At 72.9% G+C, this 25,023-nt stretch carries 11 protein-coding genes; 8 read left to right on the forward strand and 3 right to left on the reverse strand.

What is annotated here, in order from left to right:
• Positions 1-32: 32 nt before the first annotated feature.
• Positions 33-1,199 carry a right-handed parallel beta-helix repeat-containing protein gene (locus AB0M30_RS29730; RefSeq protein ID WP_364590164.1) on the reverse strand — a complete coding sequence of 389 codons (1,167 nt, stop codon included), beginning with the start codon at positions 1,197-1,199 and terminating at the stop codon, positions 33-35.
• 277 nt (positions 1,200-1,476) lie between these two features.
• Between AB0M30_RS29730 and AB0M30_RS29735 the strand changes: the two genes are divergently transcribed.
• Both AB0M30_RS29735 and AB0M30_RS29740 read left to right on the forward strand, forming a co-directional pair.
• Positions 1,477-2,109: a TetR/AcrR family transcriptional regulator gene (locus tag AB0M30_RS29735; RefSeq protein ID WP_364590167.1), complete on the forward strand. Its 633-nt coding sequence runs from the start codon at positions 1,477-1,479 to the stop codon at positions 2,107-2,109.
• A gap of 2 nt (positions 2,110-2,111) precedes the next feature.
• Positions 2,112-3,776 (forward strand): FAD-binding dehydrogenase, encoded by a 1,665-nt coding sequence (locus tag AB0M30_RS29740; protein ID WP_364590170.1) that lies wholly within the window; start codon positions 2,112-2,114, stop codon positions 3,774-3,776.
• Between the two features lie 22 nt (positions 3,777-3,798).
• On the opposite strand, the gene AB0M30_RS29745 is transcribed toward AB0M30_RS29740, so the two are convergent.
• Positions 3,799-5,727 carry a glycoside hydrolase family 44 protein gene (locus AB0M30_RS29745; protein ID WP_364590173.1) on the reverse strand — a complete coding sequence of 643 codons (1,929 nt, stop codon included), beginning with the start codon at positions 5,725-5,727 and terminating at the stop codon, positions 3,799-3,801.
• Between the two features lie 616 nt (positions 5,728-6,343).
• The gene (locus AB0M30_RS29750; RefSeq protein WP_364590176.1) at positions 6,344-7,120 is read right to left on the reverse strand and encodes an alpha/beta fold hydrolase; all 777 of its coding nucleotides are present in this window, start codon (positions 7,118-7,120) and stop codon (positions 6,344-6,346) included.
• A 220-nt stretch (positions 7,121-7,340) separates the two neighbouring features.
• Between AB0M30_RS29750 and AB0M30_RS29755 the strand changes: the two genes are divergently transcribed.
• The 6 genes from AB0M30_RS29755 to AB0M30_RS29780 all read left to right on the forward strand — a co-directional run bounded on the left by AB0M30_RS29755 (position 7,341) and on the right by AB0M30_RS29780 (position 24,906).
• The gene (locus AB0M30_RS29755; protein ID WP_364590179.1) at positions 7,341-8,939 is read left to right on the forward strand and encodes a PH domain-containing protein; all 1,599 of its coding nucleotides are present in this window, start codon (positions 7,341-7,343) and stop codon (positions 8,937-8,939) included.
• Positions 8,936-10,186, forward strand: a complete 1,251-nt coding sequence (locus tag AB0M30_RS29760) for a histidine kinase (RefSeq protein WP_364590182.1) — start codon at positions 8,936-8,938, stop codon at positions 10,184-10,186. The genes AB0M30_RS29755 and AB0M30_RS29760 overlap by 4 nt, the downstream gene beginning before the upstream one ends.
• Entirely contained in the window at positions 10,183-10,875 is a 693-nt protein-coding gene (locus AB0M30_RS29765) for a response regulator transcription factor (protein ID WP_360173705.1), read from the forward strand. The genes AB0M30_RS29760 and AB0M30_RS29765 overlap by 4 nt, the downstream gene beginning before the upstream one ends.
• An 87-nt stretch (positions 10,876-10,962) precedes the next feature.
• Complete coding sequence (locus AB0M30_RS29770; RefSeq protein WP_364590186.1) at positions 10,963-11,400, forward strand: hypothetical protein; 438 nt, start codon at positions 10,963-10,965, stop codon at positions 11,398-11,400.
• A 388-nt stretch (positions 11,401-11,788) separates the two neighbouring features.
• Complete coding sequence (locus AB0M30_RS29775; protein WP_364590189.1) at positions 11,789-12,577, forward strand: NAD-dependent epimerase/dehydratase family protein; 789 nt, start codon at positions 11,789-11,791, stop codon at positions 12,575-12,577.
• A gap of 164 nt (positions 12,578-12,741) precedes the next feature.
• Positions 12,742-24,906 (forward strand): type I polyketide synthase, encoded by a 12,165-nt coding sequence (locus AB0M30_RS29780; RefSeq protein WP_364590192.1) that lies wholly within the window; start codon positions 12,742-12,744, stop codon positions 24,904-24,906.
• The last annotated feature ends 117 nt before the right edge of the window (positions 24,907-25,023 follow it).

Here is a 25,023-nt window from a genome sequence, read left to right on the forward strand (position 1 = left end):
CGGCCGGCCCACGCACGGATTGCGCTCGAAGCTCAGCCGAAGGTGACCACGAGCCGGCCGTCGGAGGCGAAGGACCACTTCATCGTTCCGGCGTACGCCGAACAGCGGGAGCCGTTCTTGCCGGTCCAGAACTGGTCCGAGCTGTCGACGCTGCCGACCGTCTTGTCGTTCGAACCGCCGCTGGCGAAGCGGCACGAAGTGTCGTTGCGGAACACCGAAGTGCCGGTGTCGAAGGAGAAGTTGCGTTCGGCGTTGTCGATGCCGACATTGTCCGAAATGGACATCTCGCCCGGGTTGCTGTTGTAGGTGAACCCGTGGTGGCCGTTGCGGTAGGCGATGTCGCGCCGGACGATGTGGTTGACCGCGATCTTGTCGCCGCCGAGCTTGTAGCCGTTGCGGTCGCCGTTCTTGTTGACCGTGCCGTTGCTGAGGGTGCCGTTGGCGTAGGCGAGGGAGTCCTCGATGGTCACCGGGCCGATCGGGCCGGTGTCGGTCTTGGTGTAGAGGTCCCAGCCGTCGTCGATGTTGTTGTGGGAGACGTCGTAGCGGAAGACGTTGCCGGGGCCGGCGGTGAGCTTCGCGGCGAACCCGTCGGCGTCCTCGCCGTCGGAGTCGGCGTTGTCGTGCGATTCCGAGCTGACGACGAGGTTGTTCGCCGGCCACTGGTCCTTCGGCGTGCTCGACGCGATCCGGGAGATCTGCAGCCCGGAATCGCGGTTGAAGCGGGTGACGACGCGTTCGAGGACGTTGTTGCTGCCGCCGACGAAGATCCCGTTGTCCCCGGCCCGTTCGACGACGATGCCGGCGACGCGCCAGTAGGAGCCGTTGACGGCGAGCCCGCGGTTGGCCGGGTCTTCCGCCATGGCCGAGAAGTTCAGCACGGGCGTCTCGCCGGGGTAGGCGGAGAGGGTCTTGCGCGCGCTCGAGGTGCCGCTGTTGGCCGGCGCGATGGTGACGGTCTGGGCGTAGGAGTAGGTCCCGCCGCGCAGCGAAATGGTGCCACCGGAACCGATCCGCGTGAGCGCCGAGGGCAAGGTGGTCGGATCCGCCTGCGTACCGGCGGCGGAGTCCTTGCCGTTCGGTGCCACGTAGAGGGTGGTGGCCGCGGCGGCCGATGGCGGTGCCAACGCGGTGATCGTGACGAGCGCGGCGCTCACTGCAAGCGCTTTCTTGCGGGGAATGCTTCCGTGCGAACCCATTGCACGCCTCCTTGCGGGCAAGAATGTGCCGGACACCGGATCCGAGAGCGCTCCCACCGGGAGCGGGATCTCCGGTGAGGCGACGGTAGCACCGGCCGGCGGCAGCCCGAGTGGGCCAAGCGGGTCGTCTGCACTGAAAACGCTTTCAGCGATCACCCGGGCCCGCGCCGAACCCGGCGGAGACGTCGGCCCGGCGGGTGCGCCGCGTCACTTCGACGCCGGCCGCCTTGCATACACGAACGTATCCGATGCATTATTGTATCGAACAGGAGGAGCGATGACCGCAGGAGGAGCTCGCGAGCCACGGGTGACGAAGCGACGCGCCGAAACCCGGGGCCGGCTGCTGGATGCCGCCCTCGAGGTCTTCGCCCGGGACGGGTTCGGCCGCGCGACCGTCGACAAGGTGTGCGCCCACGCCGGCTACACGCGGGGCGCCTTCTACTCGAACTTCGCGTCACTGGACGAGCTGTTCCTGGCCATGTGGGAGCAGCGGTCCACCGCGCAGATCGCCGAGGCCCGGCAGGTGTTCGAGGCCGGCGGCGTGCCGGCGGTGACCGATGTGGACGACGTCGTCGACCAGGTCCTGCGGGTCGTGCCGATGGACGAGGAGTGGTACCGGGTGAGCGCCGAGTTCACCGCGCACGCCCTCCGCACCCCCGGGCTGCGCGAGGTGATCGCCGGCCGGGAGCGGGCGATCGCCGCGTCGTTCCTGCCGTTCCTGCTGGCTCTGCTCGAGCGCATCGGCCGGATCGTGCCCGACCCGGACGCGCTGGGGCAGGCCTTGATCGCCGTGCACGACGGCACCGCCGCCCAGTGCTTCACCGAACCCGGCGATCCCGTGGTGTGGCAGCGCCGAGCCGAGCTGTTCGCCCGCGTCGTCACCGCATACAGCACCGAAAGCAAGGACTGATCATGACCGGAGAACCGGACGTCATCGTGGTGGGAGCCGGCCTCGCCGGCCTCGTCGCGGCCCACGAGCTCGCCAAGGCCGGACGCCGGGTGCTGGTGGTCGAGCAGGAAAACCGCGCCAACCTCGGCGGCCAGGCGTTCTGGTCGCTCGGTGGCCTGTTCCTCGTCGACAGCCCGGAGCAGCGGCGCAACGGCATCAAGGATTCCTACGAGCTGGCGCTGCGCGACTGGCTGGACTCCGCCGGCTTCGACCGCGAAGACGAGGACCACTGGGCCCGGCAGTGGGCGCAGGCCTACGTCCGGTTCGCCGCCACGGAAAAGCGGCCCTACCTGCACGACCTGGGCCTGCGGTTCACGCCCGTGGTCGGCTGGGCCGAGCGCGGGGGCGGCACGGCGGACGGCCACGGCAACTCGGTTCCGCGGTTCCACCTGACCTGGGGCACCGGCCCCGAGGTGGTCCGGGTCTTCGCCGAGCCGGTGCTGGCGGCCGAACGCCGCGGGCTGGTGCGGTTCGCGTTCCGGCACCAGGTCGACGAGCTGATCGTCGAGGACGGCGCCGTGGCCGGGGTGCGGGGCACCGTGCTGGAGCCGTCGGAACTGGACCGCGGCCAGGCGTCGTCCCGGGTGGGGGTGGGCGGCTTCGAACTGCGGGCCAAGGCCGTGCTCGTCACCTCGGGCGGGATCGGGCACAACCACGACCTGATCCGCGCCAACTGGCCGGCCGCCCGCCTCGGCCCGTGCCCGGAGACGATGATCCCCGGCGTGCCCGCCCACGTCGACGGCCGCATGCTCGCGATCAGCGAGCAGGCCGGCGCCGGCCTGGTCAACCGCGACCGGATGTGGCACTACACCGAAGGCTTGCACAACTGGGACCCGATCTGGCCCGATCACGCGATCCGGATCATCCCGGGTCCGTCGTCGATGTGGTTCGACGCCACCGGCAAGCGGCTCCCCGCCCCGAACTTCCCCGGGTTCGACACCAACCAGTCGATGAAGGCCGTTTTGTCGACCGGCTACGACTACTCGTGGTTCGTGCTGAACCAGACGATCATCGACCGCGAATTCGTGCTGTCCGGGTCCGAGCAGAACCCCGACATCACCGGCAAGGACCTTCGCCGCACGCTCGTCGGCCGCGGTGGCAAGGGCGCGCCGGGACCGGTCGACGCCTTCAAGAACCGGGGCGTGGACTTCGTCGTCGCCGACACCCTCGGCGAACTCGTCGCGGGCATGAACAAGATCGCCCGTGGCCCGGACCTGGAGGTGGCGGCGATCGAACGGCAGATCGCCGCCCGCGACGGCCAGGTCGGCAACCGGTTCTCGAAGGACTTCCAGCTGATGGCGATCGCCAACGCCCGCCGGACCCTGGGTGACCGGCTGGTGCGCGTGGCGAAGCCGCACCGGCTCCTCGACCCGGAGCACGGCCCGCTGATCGCGGTCCGCCTCAACATCCTGACGCGCAAGACGCTCGGCGGGATCCAGACGAACCTGGATTCCCAGGCCATGCGCGCCGACGGCTCCCCATTCCCCGGCTTGTACGCCGCCGGCGAGGTCGCCGGCTTCGGCGGCGGTGGGGTGCACGGCTACAACGCGCTGGAAGGCACGTTCCTCGGCGGCTGCATCTTTTCCGGCCGTGCGGCGGGCCGGGCGCTCGCCCGCACGCTGCCGTAGGTCACGTCGAGGAACGGTGTTCTCAGGCGGGCGTGCAGGTCAGCCTCGGTGGGGGTGCTGCCCCGCTCGCCTGGAAACCGAAGGTCGTGCTGCCGCCCGGGCCGATGGGGCCGTTCCACCCGGCGTCGCCGGCCACCACGCTCGCGCCGTTCTGCTTCAGGGTGGTGTTCCACGAGTTGGTGACCTGCTGGTCGCCGGGCCAGGTCCAGCCGACGCGCCAGCCGGTGATCGGCGTGCGGCGGTCGTTGGTGACCGTCACCGTCGCGACGTGGCCGGTGCCCCAGCCGCCGTTGACCTGCAGGCTTGCGGTGCACCCGGCGGCCGGTAGAACCAGCAGCGTGATGGAGTTCGCCGGGTAGGTCGCGTCGACCCGGCCGTTGCCCACCGGGAGGTCGGCGCCGCGCACGATGGCGCCCAGGTTGGCCGGGCCGTAGGTGAACCGTTGTGCCGCACCGGCGTTGTCGAACCCGGCCATCGACAGCGGCGCGGTGAGGTCGCCGCCGGTCTTGTTGACGACCATCACGGTCAGCGCCTGGTCGGCGGACCGCTGGGCCGCGTACACCGCCAGCTGACCCTGGTCGGCGGCGGTCGCCGACACGCTGACGTCACCGAACCGGCTGCCCGCGCCGTCGTAGTTGCGGTACATCCGGAACGCGTACGCGCCCGGGTCGGTCGGCTTGGGTTCGCCCCACATCGTGGCGAGGTCGAGGCCCTCGCGGCCGAAGACGCCCAGGATGTCGGCCTCCGCCAGCGCGCCGTTGATGTCGTCCAGCGCGCCCCAGTTGTACTCGGTGATGGCGGTCTTGGTCCCCGGGTTGTACTGGTCGACCCACGACTTCATCGTGCGGATGAACTGCAGCGGCGGCGCGTTGACCCCACTCGGGCCGATCCAGGACTCTTCGACGTAGGTGGGGTCCCACAGCGACCGGATGGACCGCAGCCGCAGCGCATTGGCTTCGGGCGTCTTGTCGCCGCTGATCTGCGGGTAGAAGTGCTGGTCGAAGTAGTCGAGGTAACGCTTGCCGCCGTGGGCGTCGCTGTAGTCCTTCATGTTCTTCAGGTACCACTGGGACAGGTTGAGCCCGCCGTGCGCGGCCGAATCGGCGCCCGGCCCGCAACCGTCCACTCCGGACGCGACCCACTCGCAGTAGCCCCAGCCGGACGGACCGAGCACCGCCGCGCTGGGGTCGGCGGCCTTGATCGCCGCGGCGGCCGCGGTGCCCTTGCCGCCCAGTTCGTCGTCCGAGACCGGCTGGGGGTGCACGTCCCGGTGCGTGCTGGACCAGAGCACCGGTTCGTTGTCGAGTTCGTAGATCGGCACACCACCTTGGGCCGCGGTGCCGAACCGGTCCACCAGGTGCGACACCATTTCGCCGTCGAACGCCGCGTCCGCCGGGACCGAGGTGTCGGTGGGAACGCCGGTCAGGTTCTGCTGGCCGAGCTGACCGTTGCCGCAGTTGGGGTCCCACTGGTCGAAGCTGTCCTGCTGCGGGAACCGGGTCGCCGGGAACCCGCAGGCGAACGGGTGGGACGACGGTGAATCCTTGGCGACCCACCCGCTCAGGGGCACGGTGACGACCGGCTTGATGCCGCGGCCGAGGTTGGCCCCGACCATGCCTTCGACGGTGTGTTCCTGGTCGGCGACGATGTTTTCGAAGTACCAGTCGCTGCCGGTGTTGTAGGTGTGGTTCTTGAAATTGTAGCGGCTGGAGGCGTTGCCGCCCCAGCGCGCGACCGTCTGGCCGATTTCGGCGTTGAACGCCGGATCGCCGCCGTTGAGGCCGTAGATGCCGGGGCTGATCGGGTGCCGGGCGGCGGACACGTCCACCGACAGGCTGAGCTCGGCGGCGGACGCCGGCGGTGCGGCGATGGCCGGTGCGGTCAGCACCGCGGCCAGCACGCAGCCGCTCGCCGTTCCGGGCCTGAAGTGGTGTCGTCGTCGAGCACCCATGAGGAGACTCCTGCCGCCGGCTTGTGGGAGCGCTCCCATACGCTACCGGCCGCGGCCCGGTCGTCAATCGGCCGATGGGCGGTCTTCCCCGCTCCGGGCGCGCTGACCTGGTGCGGTGAGCGGTGAAAATTTCCGGCGCCGGCGGCGAACAGCGTGTTCCGGGACCACCGGCTCCGGCTGGAACCGGCTCGGTACGGGGCCGTCATGAATCCGGTGAGCAGGGCGTGCGGGGGCCAGCGCCTGCTGGGCCGGCGGCCGGTCGGTGCGGGCGAGGGCGTGGCGGCGCCAGATCGGGAGCACGCCGGACATCATCGCGTCCGGGCTCGTTCGACCAGGCGGCCGCCGAGTGCAGGGCGGAGGGCGCGTTCCCGCTCGGTGAGGGCGGTTTCGACGCCCGGGAAGCGCGCTGGCGCGGCAATCCAGCTGGGGGTGTCTGTTTTGCCGCACCAGCGCTGGTATCCCTAAGGGATGGCATGGTGCTCCGGATGCCGGGCCGGTACTCCCGCGCTCGGCGCGTCCCATTGAAGCCCAGTGCCCGGTCGCGTGCCTAGGTGGCAACGGTCTTGACCGAGGCCGCCGATGGTCAGGCGTTCGCGCCGTCAAGACGAACTTGTGGCTATTTCGCGGTATTCGAAAGATCCCGCGGGCGCGCGGTCAGCGTCCGCGAGATCACGTCCAGGACGCGCGGCGCGTGCTCGTCGAGGTAGAAGTGCCCACCGGGGTAGGTGTGCAGGGTGAAGTCCGCCGTCGTGTGGCCGGCCCAGGCTCGGGCCTCCGCCACGGTCGCCTTCGGGTCCGATTCGCCGACCAGCGCGTGGATCGGGCAGTGCAGCGGGGGTCCCGGCTCGTAGCGGTACGTCTCCGCGGCCCGGTAGTCGCCGCGCAGGGCGGGCAGCGCCGTCGCCAGCAGTTCCTCGTCGTCGAGCAGGTGCGCGTTCGTGCCGCTGAGCGACTTGATCTCGGCGACGAACTCGTCGTCGCCGAGCAGGTGGTACCGCTCGTCCCGGTGGCAAGACGGCGCCCGGCGACCCGAGGCGAACAGGGCCAGCGGGGCGACACCCGCGCTCTCCAGCCGAAGCGCGACCTCGAAGCCCAGCGTCGCGCCCATGCTGTGGCCGAAGATCGCCAGCGGCACATCCGTGTGGGGCAGCAGGTTGGCGGTCACCGCGTCGGCGAGCTCAGCGATGCTCGACATGCTCGGCTCGCGCCGGCGGTCCTGGCGTCCGGGGTACTGCACGGCGAGCACGCCGACCCGCGGCGCGAGCGCGCGGGAGACCGGGAAGAAGTAGCTCGCCGAGCCGCCGGCGTAGGGCAGGCAGACCAGGTTGACCGGCACGTCCGGGATCGGGTGGTAGCGCCGGATCCACGGCTGCGCCTCCGGGTTGTCGGCCACGGACGTCACTCTCCTGCGGTCGGGTACGAGAATGCCCCGGACTTTCCTGTGCTGCCGGGCCCACCGGCAACCCTGGGCCCGGACCGTGGGCGAAACCCCTAGTCTTTCGCGTCGCTTTCCTTCCCGCTCGGCGATTCCGGTGCGTGTTCCGGCGGTTACAGCGAGATCGGCCGGTTTGCTATCGTCGAGCCCAGTGATCACTGGGGAGGGGCGCGACGGTATGCCAGAACGCCTGGGGCGGACCGAGACTCGGTCCGACGCCGACGAAACCGCGGTGGAGCCGGAGACCGGGGACGCCGGCGCCGGTTGGCGGCGGCTGAGCCGCCGGACGCTCGGCGTCCACCTGAAATGGCTCGTGCCGCCGGCCGCCTCGCTGGGCGCGTACGCGTTGTGGACCGGCGGCGAACTCGAGGTCGCGTCGCTGTACAAGCTCGGGATGGTCAGCGTCGCCTTCGTCGCGGTCACGGTGTACGAGGTCGTTCAGCTGCTCACCACCCGCTTCCGGGTGACCGGTGAGGTGTTCGAGCTGCGCAAGGGGCTGGTGCTGCGCCGGCACCGCTCGATCCGGCGCGACCGCGTGCGCCGGGTCGACCTGACCGCCGGGCCCGCGCAGCAGCTGTTCGCGCTCGTCATCGTGCGCATCGGCACCGGCAGCGGGCCGCAGGGCAAGGACCACGAAGTCACGCTGTCGGCACTGTCGAAGCGGGACGCGCTCGCCCTGCAGGCGGAACTGCTCGCGGGCGCCGGTGCGGCGGCGGAGGATGACCCGGCCGAGGACGGCACGATCGCCGCGCTGCGGTGGTCGTGGATCCGCTACGCGCCGCTCACGATGTGGGGCGGGCTCGCGATCGTCGGGCTCGTCGCGCTCGCGACCCGGGTGGCGGACTGGTTCGGTCTGAGCCTCGACGGGGTTTTCCGGTGGCTGGCCCGGTTCTTCCAGGAGGCTTCACCCGTCCAGGTGATCCTTTCCTTCGGGGTCGTCTTCGCCGTCCTCAGCGCGCTGAGCAGCCTGCTGCTGTTCTGCGAGCAGTGGTGGCGCTACCGCTTCGAGGTCGAGGGGCTCTACACCTACCGCGTCCGCCGCGGTCTCCTCACGACCCGGCAGATCGCGATCGACCGGCGGCGCGTCCGCGGTGTCGAAGTGACGCAACCGTTGCCGCTGCGGCTGTTCGGGGCCGGCCGGGTCGAGGTGCTCGCGACGGGACTCGGCGCCTCGGACGACGACTACACGGGCATGCAGGTGGTCACCCCCGCCGTGCCGCGCGGGGAGGCCGACCGGATCGCGGCGGCGATCGCGGAACAGTCGCCGTCGCCGACGGCGACCACGCGGCTGCGGCCGCACCCGCCCGCCGCGCTGCGGCGCCGGTTGCTTCGCGCGGTCCTGGCCGCGCTCGTGCCGGCGGCCGTGCTCGCGGTGCTCGGCTGGACCATCGCCCCGGCCGTGCTGCCCAGCGTGGGGATCGTCGCGGCGGCCGGCGTGGTGCTCGGGGTCCTGCTCGGCGTCGACGCCTACCGGGCCCTCGGCCACGACGTCTCCGGCGACTACCTGGTCACCCGGTACGGGACGCTGCGGCGGCACACCGTGGCCCTGCGCCGGGACGGCGTGATCGGGTGGCGGATCTCGCGCTCCCCGGGCCAGCGCCTGTCCGGGCTGGTCACCGTCAGCGCCGTGACCGCGGCGGGCAAGGGCGGTGCGTACCAAGTGCGTGACGTCCGGCTTCCGGACGGCGTGGCGTTCGCCGGCGAGGCCGTCCCCGGGCTGCTGGCGCCCTTCGTGGTCCCTCGGCAGGCCCCCGAACCCGAACCCGCACACCGATGAGCGCGGACCGGACCGCCGGGCGCGGACCGGAGTACCCGGCGATGCTCCCGGCGACGCTCGAGGCCACCGCGCACCCCGGCGGCGGCCGGGCGCGCCGCTCGCTGCGCGACTGGCTGACCGACGGGCTGTGCGTGCTGTGCGCCTTGCTCATGGGCCTGCTGTCGCTGTGGGTGCGGGACCCGGACGTGGTCCCCTCGATCTCGTTGCCGCTCAGCTTGGCCGTCTCGATCGCCGCCTGCCTCTCGCTGTGGTTCCGGCGGCGGTGGCCGGTGCAGCTGGCGTTCGTGCTCATGGTGCTGTCGGTCTGGTTCGTGCACGCGTCCGGGGCGAGCGCGATCGCGCTGTTCACCGTCGCCGTGCACCGCAAGACGGCCACCGTGATGCCGTTGCTCGTGCTGGGCGTGCTCTCGCCGCTCGTGCAGTTCCGGATCTACCGCCTGGAGCCGGACACGCCGCTCGTGTACTGGATGGCCGTCGGCATCGCGGCGACGCTCAGCGTGCTCGCCGTGTTGTGGGGGATGGGCGTCCGGGCGCGGCGGCAGCTCGTGGTGTCGCTGGCGGAACGCGCGGAGCGGGCCGAGGCGGAACAGGAACTGCGCGTCAGCCAGGGCCGGCTGCGCGAGCGGGAACGCATCGCCCGGGAGATGCACGACGTGCTGGCGCACCGGCTCTCGCTGCTGAGCATGCACGCGGGCGCGCTGGAGTTCCGGCCGGACGCGCCGCCGGAGGAGATCAGCCAGGCGGCCGGAGTCATCCGGTCCAGCGCGTACCAGGCGCTGGTCGACCTCCAGGGCGTCATCCACGTGCTGCGGCAGGCGGAACCGGAAGAGGAAGGCCCGCAGCCGACCATGGCCGACGTGCCGGTGCTGGTCGAGGAGGCGCGCGCGGTCGGCACCGAGGTCGAGTTCGACGACGCGGTCACCGGGCTCGACGGCGTGCCGGCGCTGCTGGGCCGGACCACCTACCGCATCGTGCAGGAGGGCCTGACGAACGCGCGCAAGCACGCGCCGGGCGCCGTCGTGCACCTGGCGATCCACGGGTCGCCGGAGCAGGGGGTGGAGATCTCCATGCGCAACGCGCTGAGCGGGTCCGGCGCCCGCCCGACGGGTTCGGCGCCGCTGCCGGGCTCGGGGGTGGGGCTGACCGGGCTGCGCGAACGGACCAGCCTCGCCGGTGGGCGCTTCGAGCACGGCCGCACCATGGCCGGGGAGTTCCGCATCCGGGCTTGGCTACCCTGGCCGTCATGAGCCAGCCGCAGAACCCGCCGGTCCGGGTGCTGATCGTCGACGACGACCCGCTGGTCCGCAGCGGGTTGCGGACGATGCTCGGCGGCGTCGCCGACCTGGAGATCGTCGGCGAGGCGGCCGACGGCGGCGAGGTGCCCGGCGCCGTCGCCGAGACCGCGCCCGACGTGGTCCTGATGGACATCCGCATGCCCGGGACGAACGGTCTCGTCGCCACCGAGCGGCTCCGCGCGGAGAAACCCGGGATCGAGGTCATCGTGCTGACCACACTGGACAGCGACGACCACGTGCTCCGCGCGTTGCGGGCCGGCGCCGGCGGTTTCCTGCTCAAGCACACCCCGCCGGCGGAGATCGTGGACGCCATCCGGCGGGTCGCGGCCGGCGACCCGATCCTCTCGCCGAGCGTCATCCGGCAGCTCATCAACCACGTCACCGACGAGACCGAGACGGCGGAGTCCGCCCGGCAGCGGATGGCGTCGGCGGCGCTGGACGGGCTGTCCCATCGCGAACGTCAGGTCGCGTACGCCATCGGAGAGGGAAAGACGAACGCCGCGATCGCCAAGGAGCTCTACATGAGCCTGCCGACGGTGAAGGCACACGTCACGCGCCTGCTCGGCAAACTCGGGCTGAACAACCGGGTGCAGATCGCGCTGCTCGCGCACGACGCCGGGCAACACCGACCAAAGTCGTAGCCGGTCCACGCACGACTAGACCTTGGACAGGCCGCGCTAGCCGATCGAGTGCTGTTCGAGCCGGCCTGGCCGATTCAGACTGTGGCCATGACCGAAGGCAATTTGAACCGACTGCTCGCGAAGGATGAGTACTACGGCGCGACAGCCGCCGACTTGCAGGCCATGGGTCTGGCCGACAAGGCCAAGGCAGCGATCAACCAGCGGGCGATCTTCCCCCACCGGGGCACGGCGACGCTGTACGCCGACCGGCTCGTGCTCGGCAGCTGGGACGACAACGGCGACGTCACGCTGTACCCACGCGAGGTCAGTGCGATCACGAACGAGTTCACCGACCTGTACGGCCGATTCCTCGGCGGTGGCCTGAAGAAGGCCGGCGCTCCGGTGATCCTGCGCCGGACCAGCGGCGAGGAGGCGTACCTGCTCCTCAACCACCGCTGGTTCAGCGAACGCACCGACAACCAACGGTGGTACCGGTTGCTCACCGACTGGCTCGCCTCCGCGAACTCGCCCCGGACCGGCCGGTAAGCAGCTGAAGACCGTGCTGGGCACGAGAGGGGACCGCCGATCCGGTGGTCCCCCTTGTGCTGTGCGCCGGTCCCGTCTCGTTTCCGGGCGGCCGCCTGGTTTCCGATCGTCTAGTCATTCTCGTAGGTCTCTTTGACACGCAGCGCGAAGCCCAGTGAGACTCGGTCGGGTCACCGATCGAACGATGCCGCCGTGGCGTGGCGCGGGCATCGTGGATGCCGGCACGGCACGGGCTCGTCGTCGTCGCCGGTCGTGACGCCTACCGCCGATGTCGGAAATGCGTTGCCACGGGACGGTTTCACACCGCTTCCGCGAAGGTTCGGGTGTCGGCGGAGCCACCAGCCCGCCCCGCCACCGCGTCGGGGCGACCGACGAAACGGATTGGCCTGTGGAGATCATCGGAGACGGCTTCCTCTCGCGTCACCTCACCCGCTCGTTCGCCGATCGCTACCCGGACGTCACGGCCATCGCGGCGGGCGTCACCAAGACCACGTCCGCGACACTGGCGGACTTCGACCGGGAAGCCGCGCTGGTCTACGACGTCGTGCGCCACGCACGGCGGTCCGGCCGCACGGTCGTGTTCTTTTCCACCGCCTCGGACTCGATGTACGGGACGCTCGATTGCCCGGGACTGGTGGAAGGCCCGGTGTACCCGGTTTCCGCCTACGGCAGGCACAAGCTCGGGCTGGAGGAGATCCTCGCCCGGTCCGGCGTCGAATACCTGGCGTTCCGGCTGACCCACATCGTCGGCGAGGGACAGCGGGCGCACCAGCTCATCCCGTCGCTCGGGCGGCAGGTTCTCGAGGGTTCGGTGACCGTGCACCGCAACGCGCACCGCGACCTGCTCGACGTGGAACACCTGCTGCTGGCCCTGGACCGGGTGCTCGCGACCGGGGTCCGGCAGGAGGTGATCAACGTCGCCTCCGGGGTGCTGGAGCCGATCGAGCGGATCGTCGACGGCATCGAGGAGCGGTTCGGCGTGGTGGCGGACCGGGTCACGGTGGACGTGCCGGTGGTGAGCATGCCCACGAACACCGCCCGGTTGCGCCGGCTGGTCCCGGAGTGGGCCGGGCTGGGCTTCGGCGCCGGCTACCTGCCGCGGCTGCTGGACAAGTACCTCGACGTGCTGTGCGCGCGAGCGCCTGTCCCGGCGCGCACACCGCAGACGCTGGGCTGATCCGACCAAAAGTAGGCCGACCCCCAGCGGTAAGCAACCGTTGCCACGAAGGCCATTCGGCCGTGGCTGTGGTCGGATCAGCCCAGAACGGCACAGTAGGACTTTGCTTAGTCCTCGATCGCGGGCGGCCGGCCGGCCGGTGCGGCTGCCGGATACTCGCCGCCATGGGTACCACCGTGTCTGACGGTTCTCCCGGCGGCGGCCGGGACGAGGATTTCCTCGCCGTGGTCGGCTTGTCGTGCCGCCTCCCCGGAGCGGCCGGTCCGGCGGCGTTCTGGCGGTTGCTCACCGGCGGTGTCGACGCGGTGGGCACCGTGCCGCCGTGGCGGTGGGGCCCCGGCGCGGCGGACGACGCCGGCGGCGCCCCGCTGCGCGCGGGCGGGTTCATCGACGACGCCGACCGGTTCGATGCCGCGTTCTTCGGTATCTCTTCGCGCGAGGCCGTCGCCATGGACCCGCGGCAGCGGCTCACGCTCGAACTGGGCTGGGAAGCGCTCGAGGACGCTCGCATCGTGCCCGCCACCGTGCGCGGCACGGCCGCGGGCGTGTTCGTCGGCGCCATCGCCGACGACTACGCGACCGTGACCCAGTGCCACGGCACCGACGCCCTCACCCACTACAGCCTCGCCGGGCTGCACCGCGGGCTCATCGCCAACCGGCTCTCCCACGCGCTCGGCGTGACCGGGCCCAGCTTGACTGTCGACACGGCACAGTCGTCGTCGCTGGTGGCGGTGCACCTCGCCGCGGAGAGCCTGCGCCGGGGCGAGTCGGAGCTGGCCGTCGCCGGTGGCGTGCACCTGAACCTGACGCCGGAGAGCGCGTTGACGCTCGAACGATTCGGCGGCCTGTCGCCGGATGGCCGCTGCCACACGTTCGACGCGCGCGCGAACGGTTTCGTCCGCGGCGAGGGCGGCGGTTTCGTGGTGCTGAAGACGTTGCGCCGCGCTCGTCAGGACGGCGACCGGATCTACTGCGTGCTGCGCGGCAGCGCGATGAACCACGACGGCGACGACGCGGACCTCGTGGTCCCGAGCGCGGCGGCGCAGGAACGGGTGATCCGGGCCGCCGTCCGGCGGGCGGCCGTCGAACCCGCGGCCCTGCGGTACGTCGAGCTGCACGGAACCGGGACGCGGACCGGCGATCCGATCGAAGCGGCCGCGCTGGGCGCCGCGCTCGGCGAGTACGGGGACGCACCGCTGCGGGTCGGTTCGGTGAAGACGAACATCGGGCACCTGGAAGGGGCCGCCGGGATCGCCGGGCTGCTCAAGACCGTGCTGTGCGTGCACCACCGGAAGCTGGTGCCCAGCCTGCACTTCGAGACGCCCAACCCGGAAATTGCCTGGGACACCGCGAACATCGAGGTGCAGCGCGGGACCGAGCCGTGGCCGGGTGAGGAACGCGCGCTCGTCGCCGGCGTCAGTTCCTTCGGTGTCGGCGGGGCGAACTGCCATGTCGTGCTGGCGGAATCCGAAGCGACCGAGCCCGCGGCCGCCGGGGACGGCTTCTCCGCGGCCGTGCCGTGGGTGTGGTCGGCACGCACTCCGGGCGCGCTGCGGGAGCAGGCGGTCCGGCTGGGCGCCTACGCGGACTCCGCCGAAGCCCGCGCGGTCGACATCGGCTTCTCGCTCGCGGTCACCCGCTCGGCGTTCGAGCACCGCGCCGCCGTCGTGGGAGCCGGCCGCGCGGAGCTGGCCGCCGCCGTGCGCGGCATCGGTCAGGGCGGTGCGGCCGGGATCCGTGGCGTCGCGGACGTCACCGGCCCGACGGTGTTCGTGTTTCCCGGCCAGGGCGCGCAATGGGCCGGGATGGCGGTGGAACTGCTCGGCGCCGCGCCGGTGTTCGCGGCCCGGATGGCGGAGTGCGCCGACGCGTTCGGCGAGCTCGTCGACTGGTCGCTGTGGGACGCGCTCGCCGACCCCGCGTTGCTCGAGCGGGTCGACGTGGTGCAGCCGGTGTCGTTCGCGGTGATGGTGTCCCTGGCCGCGCTGTGGGAGTCGTGCGGGATCCGCCCGGCCGCGGTCGTCGGGCACTCGCAGGGCGAGATCGCCGCGGCCTGCGTGTCGGGAGCGCTGTCGCTGCGCGCCGCGGCGAGGGTCGTGGTGCTGCGCAGCCGGGTGATCGGCGAGCGGCTCGCCGGCAGCGGCGGAATGGCTTCGATCGGCCTGTCCGAACGCCAGGTGGCGGCACGGATCGCCGGGTACGGGACGCGGATCACGGTGGCGGTGGTCAACGGCCCGTCGTCGGTCGTCGTCGCGGGCGAGCCGGCGGCGCTGGACGAACTGGTCGCGAGCTGCGAGGCCGACGGTGTTCGCGCTAAGCGGGTACCGGTGGACTACGCGTCGCATTCGGTGCACGTCGAGCAGATCGAGGAGCGCCTGTCGGCCGAGCTGGGCGCGCTCGAGCCGCGGGTGCCGAAGGTGCCGTGGCTGTCCACGGTGACCGGCGAGTGGATCGAAACGGCCACTGTGGACGCCCGGTACTGGTACGCGAACCTGCGGCAGCCGGTGCGGTTCGAGGCGGCCATCCGCACGCTCGCCACCGCCGGGTACGCGGCGTTCGTCGAGGTGAGCTCGCACCCGGTGTTGCCGGCGGGTCTGCAGGAGACGCTCGACGACGCCGGCGCGGGCCCGTCGGTGGTCGTCGGCACGCTGCGGCGCGACGACGGCGGTCTCACGCGCTTCCTCACCTCGCTGGCGGAACTGCACGTGCGCGGGGTCGACCCCGACTGGGCCGCGGTCTTCCCCGGCGGCGTGCGGGTCGACCTGCCGACGTACGCCTTCCAGCGCAAGCGGTACTGGCACGGCGACGCCGCCGACGACGACATCCCGGTCACGCCGTCGCTCGACCCGCTCGACGTCGTCCGCACGCACGCCGCCGCGGTGCTGGGGCACGGCGATCCGGCCGCGATCGAACCGGCGGCCACGTTCAAGGAAGCCGGCTTCGACTCCGTGATGTCGGTCGAGCTGCGCAACCGCCTCGGCACGGCCACCGGGCTCTCGCTGCCCTCGGGCCTGCTCTTCGACCGGCCGACGCCGCGTGCGGTGGCCGAGCACCTGGCCGAGCGGCTCGCGGCCGCACCGGCCGAGGCGCGCGTGACCACGACCGGCACGAAGTCCGGCGTGTCGCCGGACGAGCCGATCGCCATCGTCGGGATGGCCTGCCGGTTCCCCGGCGACGTGCGCTCGCCCGAGCAGCTGTGGCGCCTCGTCGCGGACGAGGTGGACGCGATCGGCACGTTCCCCGAGGACCGCGGCTGGGACCTGCGCAAGCTGCGTGCCGCGGGCGAGCGGCGGGGGAGCTCGGCCACCGACCAGGGCGGTTTCCTCTACGACGCGGCCGAGTTCGACGCGGCGTTCTTCGGCATCTCGCCGCGCGAGGCCACGGCCATGGACCCGCAGCAGCGGCTGCTGCTCGAAACCTCCTGGGAGGCGGTCGAGCGCGCGGGCATCGATCCGTCGTCGCTGCGGGGCAGCGACACCGGGGTGTTCGTCGGTGCCATGTCCCAGGAGTACGGCCCGCGGCTGTCCGAAGGCGCCGAAGGGTTCGAGGGCCACCTGCTCACCGGCAACACCGCGAGCGTGGCGTCCGGCAGGCTCGCCTACACCCTCGGGCTGCACGGTCCGGCCCTCACCGTGGACACCGCGTGCTCGTCTTCGCTGGTGGCGCTGCACTCGGCCGTGCGGTCACTGCGAGCCGGGGAGTGCGGGCTCGCGCTCGCCGGCGGGGCCACGGTGCTTTCTTCGCCCGGCATCTTCGTCGAGTTCAGCAGGCAGCAGGGCTTGGCGGAGGACGGCCGGTGCCGGGCGTTCGCCGAAGGCGCCCGCGGCACCGGCTGGGCCGAGGGCGTCGGCGTGCTGCTGCTGGAACGGCTCTCCGACGCGCGGCGGGCCGGGCACCCGGTGCTCGCCGTCGTGCGGGGTACCGCGGTCAACTCGGACGGGGCGTCGAACGGGCTCACCGCGCCGAGCGGTCCGGCGCAGCAGCGCGTCATCCGCGCCGCGCTCGCGGACGCGGGCCTCGAACCCCACGACGTCGACTCCGTCGAGGCGCACGGCACCGGTACGACGCTCGGCGACCCGATCGAAGCGGAGGCGCTTCAGGCGACCTACGGCCGGCACCGGCCCGCCGACCGGCCGCTCTGGCTCGGCTCGCTGAAGTCGAACATCGGGCACGCGCAGGCCGCGGCCGGCGTCGGCGGCGTGATCAAGATGGTGCAGGCCATGCGGAACGCGACGCTGCCGCGCACGCTGCACGCCGACGAGCCGTCGAGCCGGATCGACTGGAGCGCGGGAACGGTCCGGCTGCTCAGCGAGGCGCGCGCGTGGCCCGCGGCCGGCCGGCCCCGGCGCGCGGCGGTGTCCTCGTTCGGCATCAGCGGGACCAACGCGCACGTCGTGCTCGAACAGGCCGAAGAGCCGGCCCGGGAACAAGCCGGGGAGCCGGCTCGGGACACCGGGAGCGAACCGGTGCTGCCGTGGGTCCTCTCCGGACGCGGCGCGGACGCGCTGCGGGCGCAGGCCGGGCGCCTGGTCTCACGCGTGTCCTCAATGGACGATCCACGCGCGGCCGACCTGGCCTACTCGCTGGCGACCACCCGATTCGCCGCCGAACACCGGGTCGTCGCGATCGGTGCCGGGTGCGCGGAACCCCTGGCCGCGCTGCGAGAGTTCGCCGACGGCGTGGTGCCCGCCGGGCTCGTCGAAGGAACGGCGAACGTGACCGGCCGCACGGTGTTCGTGTTCCCCGGCCAGGGTGCGCAGTGGGCCGGGATGGCGCTCGAGCTGCTGGACACCGCGCCGGTCTTCGCCGGGAAGATGGCCGAATGCGCGGCCGCGCTGGGCGAGTTCGCGGACTGGTCGCTGTTCGACGCGCTCCGCGATGAGACGATGCTGGCCCGGGTCGACGTCGTGCAGCCGGTCTCGTTCGCGGTGATGGTCTCGCTGGCGGCTTTGTGGCAGGCCACCGGGATCGAGCCGGACGCGGTCGTCGGCCACTCGCAGGGCGAGATCGCCGCCGCTTGCGTGTCCGGAGCACTGTCGCTGCGCGACGCCGCGGCGGTCGTCGCCCTGCGGAGCAAGGCGATCCGCGACGAGCTGGCCGGACACGGTGGGATGGTCTCGGTTTCGCTGTCCGCGTCCGGCACCGAGCGCTTGATCGAGGACTGGGCGGGCCGGATCGGCATCGCGGTGTTCAACGGTCCCTCGGCCACGGTCGTCGCCGGTGAGCCCGCCGCGCTGGACGAGCTGCTGGCCCGCTGCGCGGCCGAGGAGATCCGGGCGCGCCGGGTTCCGGTGGACTACGCCTCGCACAGCGGCTACGTCGAAACCCTCCGGCAGCGGCTGCACGACGAGCTGGCGTTCATCGAGCCGGTCGCGGCGCGCGTGCCGTTCCTGTCGACGGTGACCGGAGAATGGACGGACACGACCACGCTGGACGCCGGGTACTGGTACGACAACCTGCGCCGTCCCGTGCAGTTCGAGACCGCGACCAGGGCCCTCGCGGCGCAGGGCTTCCGCGTCTTCGTCGAGAGCAGCCCGCACCCGGTGCTCGGCATGGCGGTGCAGGAGACGGTCGACGAGCTCGGCGCGGGTCCCACGGTCGTCGTGGGAACCCTGCGGCGCAACGAGGGCGGGCTCCGCCGGTTCTACACCTCATTGGCCGAGCTGTATGTGCGGGGCGTGACGCCGGACTGGTCCGCGGTGTTCGGCGAACACCGGCCGCGCCGGGTGGACCTGCCGACGTACGCGTTCCAGCGCCGGCGCTACTGGCTGCCGCCGGAGCAGCCGACGACGGCCGGCGCCGACCTGGTGGAGCAGCGGTTCTGGACCGCGGTCGAACGTTCCGACGTCGGGGAACTGGCGAAGACGCTGTCGGTGGCCGAGGACGAGGTGCGCCCGCTGGTGCCCGCGCTGTCGGCGTGGCGCAGCCGCCGCAACGCCGAAACCGTCGCCGATTCCCTGCGCTACCGGATCGAATGGGAACCCGTCCGGCCCGAGGGCGCCGGGCTGTCCGGCGACTGGTTCGTCGTCACGCCCGCCGAGGGTGTGGACGTGCTCGACGACGTCGTGGCCGCGCTCGAAGCGGGCGGAGCGCGCACGACCGTCGTGCGCGTGCCGGACACCGCCGACCGCACGTGGTTCGAGGAGTCCTTGGGCGACTGCGCTTCCGCGGCCGGCGTGGTCTCGCTGCTCGCGATGGACGAGCGGCCGCACGCCCGCTTCGGCGTGCTCACGGCCGGACTGGCGGCGACGGTGGAGCTGACCGCGGCGTGGGGCGGCCTCCCGCCGGCCGCGCCGCTGTGGACACTGACCCGCGCGGCCGTGACCACGGGCCGCGGCGACCGGCCGGCGAGCCCGGAACAGGCGGCGGTGTGGGGCTTCGGCCGGACCGCGGCGCTGGAGTACCCGCGCCACTGGGGTGGTTTGCTGGACCTGCCGCCGGTGCTGGACGGCCGGGCCGCGGCCCGGCTGCGTGCCGCGCTGGCCGGCTTCGACGGCGAGGACCAGCTGGCCCTGCGTTCGTCCGGGTTGTTCGCGCGACGGCTGGTGCCCGCACCCGTCGGAGACGCCGCGCCGGCGAAGCCGTGGCAGCCCGGCGGGACCGTTCTGGTGACGGGCGGCACGGGCGGGCTCGGCGGGCACCTCGCCCGCTGGCTCGCCGGCGCGGGCGCCGGGCACATCGTGCTCACCGGGCGGCGCGGCGCCGACGCGCCCGGCGCGGCCGAACTGCGCGACGAGCTCACCGCCGAGGGAGCGCGGATCACCATCGCGGCCTGCGACGTGACCGATGCCGGCGCGCTCGGCGCGTTGCTGGCCGGACTCGCCGCCGAAGGGGAACCCGTGCGCACGGTCGTGCACGCGGCGGGGATCGCGCCGTTGACGCCGATCGGCGAGCTCACCGTCGCCGAGGTCGCCGAAGTCGCCGAGGCCAAGGTGGCGGGCGTGCGCACCCTCGACGCGCTGCTCGGCCACACCGAGCTCGACACCGTCGTGCTGTTCTCGTCGATCTCCGCGACGTGGGGCGTCGGCGAGCACGCCGCGTACGCCTCGGCCAACGCGTTCCTCGACGCGTTCGCCGAGCGGCGCCGCGCGCAGGGCCTGCCGGTGCTCTCGGTCGCGTGGGGACCGTGGGCGGGCGGCGGCATGATCGCCGAGCACCAGCAGGACGTGCTGCGCCGCCGCGGGGTGCCGGTCCTCGATCCGGAACCCGCGCTCGCCGGCTTGCGGCAGGCGCTGGACCAGCGGGACACCGTGATCGCGATCGCGGAGCTCGACCGGGCGCGCTTCGTGTCGACGTTCACCTCGGTGCGGCCGAGCCCGCTGCTGGCCCGGCTGGGCGGTCCGGACGACGACGTGACGGCGCGGTCCGAGCCGGCCGGTGCCGACGAGCCCTCACTGGCGCGCCGGCTGGCGCAGCTGCGCGAAGACGAGGCGGAGCGGGCGGTCACCGAGCTGGTGCGGGCCCACACCGCCCGGGCCCTCGGCCACGAGGACCCGTCGGCGCTGGAGCTCGACCGGGCGTTCAAGGACCTCGGGTTCGACTCGCTGACGTCGGTCGAGCTGCGGAACCGGCTCGGCGCGGCGACCGGGCTCTCGTTGCCCGCCACGCTGGTCTTCGACCACCCCACGCCCGCCTCGCTGGCGGTCCACCTGCTCGCGCGGGCGCGCGGCGCCGAGGCCGGTGCCGGGCCGCGCGTGACCACCACGGCGGCGCCGGTGGCGGGTGACGAGATCGCGATCGTCGCGGCGAGCTGCCGGCTGCCCGGCGGGATCGGCTCGCCCGAACAGCTTTGGGAGCTGCTGGCCCGCGGCGGGGACGTGATGTCCGGCCTGCCGGCCGACCGCGGCTGGGATCCGGGCGTCTACGACCCGGATCCGGACCGGCCCGGCACCAGCTACACCCGGACCGGCGGCTTCCTGCACGACAGCGGCGACTTCGACGCGGAGTTCTTCGGCATGTCCCCGCGGGAGGCACTGGCCACCGATCCCCAGCAACGGCTGCTGCTCGAGCTCACCTGGGAAGCCCTGGAACGCGCCGGGCTGCCGCCCGAGTCGTTGCGCGGCAGCCGGACCGGCGTCTACGTCGGGGTGACCGACCAGTACTACGGCGATCCGAACCGGAACGACGCCGAGCGCGACGAGGGCTACCTGGTCACCGGCGACGTGGCGAGCGTCGCCTCCGGCCGGATCGCCTACGTCTTCGGGCTCGAAGGCCCCGCGGTCACCCTCGACACGGCGTGCTCGTCGTCGCTGGCGGCCCTGCACCTGGCGGCGAACGCGCTGCGCTCCGGCGAATGCTCGCTCGCGGTCGCCGCCGGCGCGATGGTGATGGCCACCCCGTCGCAGTTCATCGCCTTCAGCAAGCAGCGCGGGCTCGCCGAGGACGGTCGCTGCAAGCCGTTTTCCGCGCGGGCAGACGGGTTTGCCCTCGCCGAGGGAGCGGCGGTCGTCCTGGTCGAGCGGCTCTCCGACGCACGGCGCCTCGGCCACCCGGTGCTCGCGGTCGTGCGCGGCTCGGCGATGAACTCCGACGGCGCCAGCAACGGGCTCACCGCCCCGAACGGGCGGGCGCAGCAGCGGGTGATCAGGGACGCGCTGGCCGCGGCCGGGCTCGAACCGTCCGAAGTGGACGCCGTCGAGGCGCACGGAACCGGCACCACGCTCGGCGACCCGATCGAAGCGAACGCGCTGCTGGCGACCTACGGCGAGGGGGATCGCGACGAGCCGCTGTGGCTCGGGTCGGTCAAGGCCAACGTCGGCCACACGCAAACCGTGTCCGGCCTCGTCGGCGTGCTCAAGATGATCGAGGCGATGCGCCGCGGCGTGCTGCCGCGCAGCCCGTACGCCGAGGAGCCGACACCGCACGTGGACTGGTCGGCCGGCACGGTCGCGCTGCTCGCGGAGGAACGCCCGTGGCCCGACCGCGGCCGGGCCCGCCGGTCCGGCGTTTCGGCGTTCGGGATCAGTGGCACCAACGTGCACGTGATCCTCGAGCAGCCGCCCGCCGAGGCGGACCGGCACGCGGCGAGCGAGCCGGTGCCCGGATCGCCCGGGACCGTGCCGCTGGTGTTGTCGGGCCGCACCGATGCCGCGTTGCGGGCCCAGGCGGCGAGCCTGCTGGCCGCCGCCGGCGAGGATCCGCACCCACTCGACGACCTCGCGTTTTCCCTCGCCACCACGCGATCGGCGTTCGAACACCGCGCCGTGGTGCTGGCCGCCGACCACGACACCGCGGCGCGGGGCCTCGCGGCGCTGGCCGGGGGAACGACGGCGCCGGGCGTGGTCACGGGCTTCGCCACCACCGGCCGGACCGCGTGGCTGTTCTCCGGGCAGGGCGCGCAGCACGCCGGGATGGGCAAGCGGCTCTACGAGACCTACGAAGTGTTCGCCGACGCGGTCGACGCGGCTTGCGCGCGGTTCGACGCCGCCCTGCACGGTGCCGGCGGCGGCCTCGCGGAACGTCCGCTGCGGGACGTCATGTTCGCCGGGGAAGGGACCGCCGACGCCGCCCTGCTCGACAGCACCGCCTACACGCAGCCCGCGTTGTTCACGGTCGAGGTCGCGCTGTACCGGCTGCTCGAATCGTGGGGGCTCACCCCCGACTTCGTCGTCGGCCACTCGATCGGCGAGCTCGCCGCCGCGCACGTGGCCGGGGTGTTCTCGCTCGACGACGCGTGCACGCTGGTCGCCGCCCGCGGCCGGCTGATGCAGTCGCTGCCCGAGGGCGGTGCCATGGTGGCGATCGAGGCCACCGCGGCCGAAGTCGAGCCGCTGCTGCCCGGATCGGTGTCCCTCGCCGCCGTCAACGGCCCGACGTCGGTCGTGGTGTCCGGCGACGAGGACGCCGTGTCGGCACTGGCCGGCCGGTTCGCCGCCGACGGCCGGCGGACCAAACGGCTGCGGACGAGCCACGCCTTCCACTCGCCGCGGATGGACGCCATGCTCGCCGAGTTCGGCCGGGTGGCCGCCGGGCTCGGCTACGGCGAGCCCCGGCTGCCGATCATTTCCACGGTCACCGGCGAGCTCGCCGACCCGGCACTGCTGCGCACGCCCGGGTACTGGACCGGGCAGGTCCGGGCGACGGTCCGGTTCGCCGACGCCGTCGGGCAGCTGGCCGGCCTCGGCGTGACGCGGTTCGTCGAAGCCGGGCCGGCCGGGGTGCTGACCGCGCTCGCCGCCGAGACGGTCGATCGCGAGTCGGCCGTGCTCGTGGCGGCGTCGCGCGCGGACCGGGACGAGGTGGCCGCACTGCACGACGCGGTGGCCGCGCTGCACGTTGCGGGCTGCTCACCCGACTGGCGACGCTGGTTCGCGGCGCGTCCGGTGCGCCGGGTTCCGCTGCCGACCTACGCCTTCCAGCGCCGGCCGTACTGGCTCCGCCCGTCTCGGCGTCGCCAGGAGGCCACGGTCGGCTCCTGGACGTACGGCGTCGAGTGGCGGCCCGTGCCCGAAACCGGTTCCCGCGCCGTCGAAGGAACCTGGCTGGCCGTGCTGCCGTCGGGCGGGAACGCCCTGGCCCATCGCCTGCTGTCCGGCCTCCGCGCCGAAGGGGTCGCGGTGGTCCCGCTGCGGGCGGACCAGCTCGGTGAGGTCGCCGCCATCGTGGCGGAGCAGCGCTTCTCGGGTGTGCTCTCGCTGCTGGCGCTGGACGGGCGCGACGATCCGCGCTGTGCCCCGCTGAGCCGCGGCTTCGCCGACACGGTGACGTTGCTCGGCGCGCTCGACGAGGCGCCTCCCGTGTGGTGCGTGACCTCTTCCGCGGTCGCGACGACCGACGGGGAGCCGATCGGTGACGCCGCCCAGGGTGCGGTCTGGGGCCTCGGCGCGGTGCTGGGCCTGGAGCGGCCGAAGCAGTGGGGCGGCCTGATCGACGTTCCGTCCGATGTGGACGATCTGACGATCAAGCGGGTGCTCGCCGTCCTGGCCGGCGGCCACGGCGAGGACCAGGTCGCCGTCCGCGCGCCGGGGACCAGTGCCCGCCGGCTGGTCCGCACGCCCCTCGGCCCCGGGGGCCCGGCCGGCTGGCGGCCGCGCGGGGCGGTGCTGGTCACCGGCGGCACCGGAGCGTTGGGCGCCAGGGTCGCGCGGTGGCTCGCCGAGGAGGGCGCGGAGCACCTCGTGCTCGTCAGCCGCCGCGGCGAAGAGGCTCAAGGAGCGGCTGAACTGGCCGCGGAGCTCGCCGGGTACGGCGCGGGCGTCACGATCCTCGGCTGCGACGTCGGCGACGAGGAGGCGTTCTCGGCGCTGCTGGCGTCGCTTCCGGACCGGCTGCCCGAGGGAACCCGCGTGACCGCGGTCGTGCACACGGCGGGCGTCGCGCAGGAACCCCGGCCGCTGGAGCAGCTGTCGCTCACCGAGTTCGCCGAGATCGCCCGCGCGAAGCTCGGCGGCGCGCGGGTGCTCGACGAGTTCTTCGCCGGCGAGCCGCTGGACGCGTTCGTGCTGTTCTCCTCGGTCGCCGCGGTGTGGGGCAACCACGGCTCCGCCGCGTACGCCGGCGCGAACGGGTTCCTCGACGCCCTCGCCCAGCAGCGAAGGGCGCGCGGCCTCGCCGCGACCTCGATCGCCTGGGGCGCCTGGGGTGGCGGCGGCATGGTCGACGGGGAGACCGCGGAACTGCACCGGCGCCGGGGCGTGCCGGTGATGGCGCCGGACACCGCCGTCGGCTTGCTCGGCAGCGCCGTTCGCGGCGACCGCGCGCAAGTGGTCTGCGCCGACGTCGACTGGGCCACGTTCGTCCCCGCCTACACCATGGCGAGGTCGCGGCCGCTGCTGAACGAGCTGCCCGAGGCCGTCGTGGCCCCCGCGGAACCGGCCGCCGCGCCGGCGGAAGCGGGCGGCCCACCCGCGTTCGTGACGAAGCTGCTCGACGCGCTCGCGGAGGACCGGCTGCCCGCCGCGCTGGACCTGGTGCGGGCCGCCACCGCGCGGGTGCTCGGGCACGACGACATCCGGGCGGGCAAGCCGTTCAAGGAACTCGGCGTCGACTCGCTCACCGGTGTCGAGCTGCGCGACGAGCTGAGCGCGGCGATCGGGGTGAGCCTGCCCGCGACGATCGTGTTCGACCAGCCGACACCCCGTGCGCTGGCCGAGCACCTCTGCGAGCGCGTGCTCACGGAATACGCGTCGTCGGCTCCGCTGTACGCCCAGCTGGAACAGCTGGAACGGGCGCTGGATCGCACTCCGCCGCCCGAGGAGATCCGGGCGCGCCTGCGCGAACTGGTCCAGCGGTGGGGCGCGGATTCGCCCTCCGGCGTGCCCACCGATATCGACGAAGCCACCGACGACGAGATCTTCGAACTCATCGAACAGGAATTGGGGGCCGACTAGCCGGGGAACGGGGTGACGGAAAGTGCGCGCGGTCGCGTTCCGGGGTGCGGAACGCCACGGCGCAATTCGCGCGCGCCATAAAATCCGAGGCCGCGAAGAATCCTGCCCCGGACACGG

This window comes from Amycolatopsis sp. NPDC051716 (assembly GCF_040681595.1).
GTDB lineage: Bacteria > Actinomycetota > Actinomycetes > Mycobacteriales > Pseudonocardiaceae > Amycolatopsis.

What these genes read in the sequence shown, in the direction of transcription:
- AB0M30_RS29730 (WP_364590164.1), bottom strand. Translation starts at nt 1,199, where the DNA reads ATGGGTTCGCACGGAAGCATTCCCCGCAAGAAAGCGCTTGCAGTGAGC.
- AB0M30_RS29735 (WP_364590167.1), top strand. Translation starts at nt 1,477, where the DNA reads ATGACCGCAGGAGGAGCTCGCGAGCCACGGGTGACGAAGCGACGCGCC.
- AB0M30_RS29740 (WP_364590170.1), top strand. Translation starts at nt 2,112, where the DNA reads ATGACCGGAGAACCGGACGTCATCGTGGTGGGAGCCGGCCTCGCCGGC.
- AB0M30_RS29745 (WP_364590173.1), bottom strand. Translation starts at nt 5,727, where the DNA reads ATGGGTGCTCGACGACGACACCACTTCAGGCCCGGAACGGCGAGCGGC.
- AB0M30_RS29755 (WP_364590179.1), top strand. Translation starts at nt 7,341, where the DNA reads ATGCCAGAACGCCTGGGGCGGACCGAGACTCGGTCCGACGCCGACGAA.
- AB0M30_RS29760 (WP_364590182.1), top strand. Translation starts at nt 8,936, where the DNA reads ATGAGCGCGGACCGGACCGCCGGGCGCGGACCGGAGTACCCGGCGATG.
- AB0M30_RS29765 (WP_360173705.1), top strand. Translation starts at nt 10,183, where the DNA reads ATGAGCCAGCCGCAGAACCCGCCGGTCCGGGTGCTGATCGTCGACGAC.
- AB0M30_RS29770 (WP_364590186.1), top strand. Translation starts at nt 10,963, where the DNA reads ATGACCGAAGGCAATTTGAACCGACTGCTCGCGAAGGATGAGTACTAC.
- AB0M30_RS29780 (WP_364590192.1), top strand. Translation starts at nt 12,742, where the DNA reads ATGGGTACCACCGTGTCTGACGGTTCTCCCGGCGGCGGCCGGGACGAG.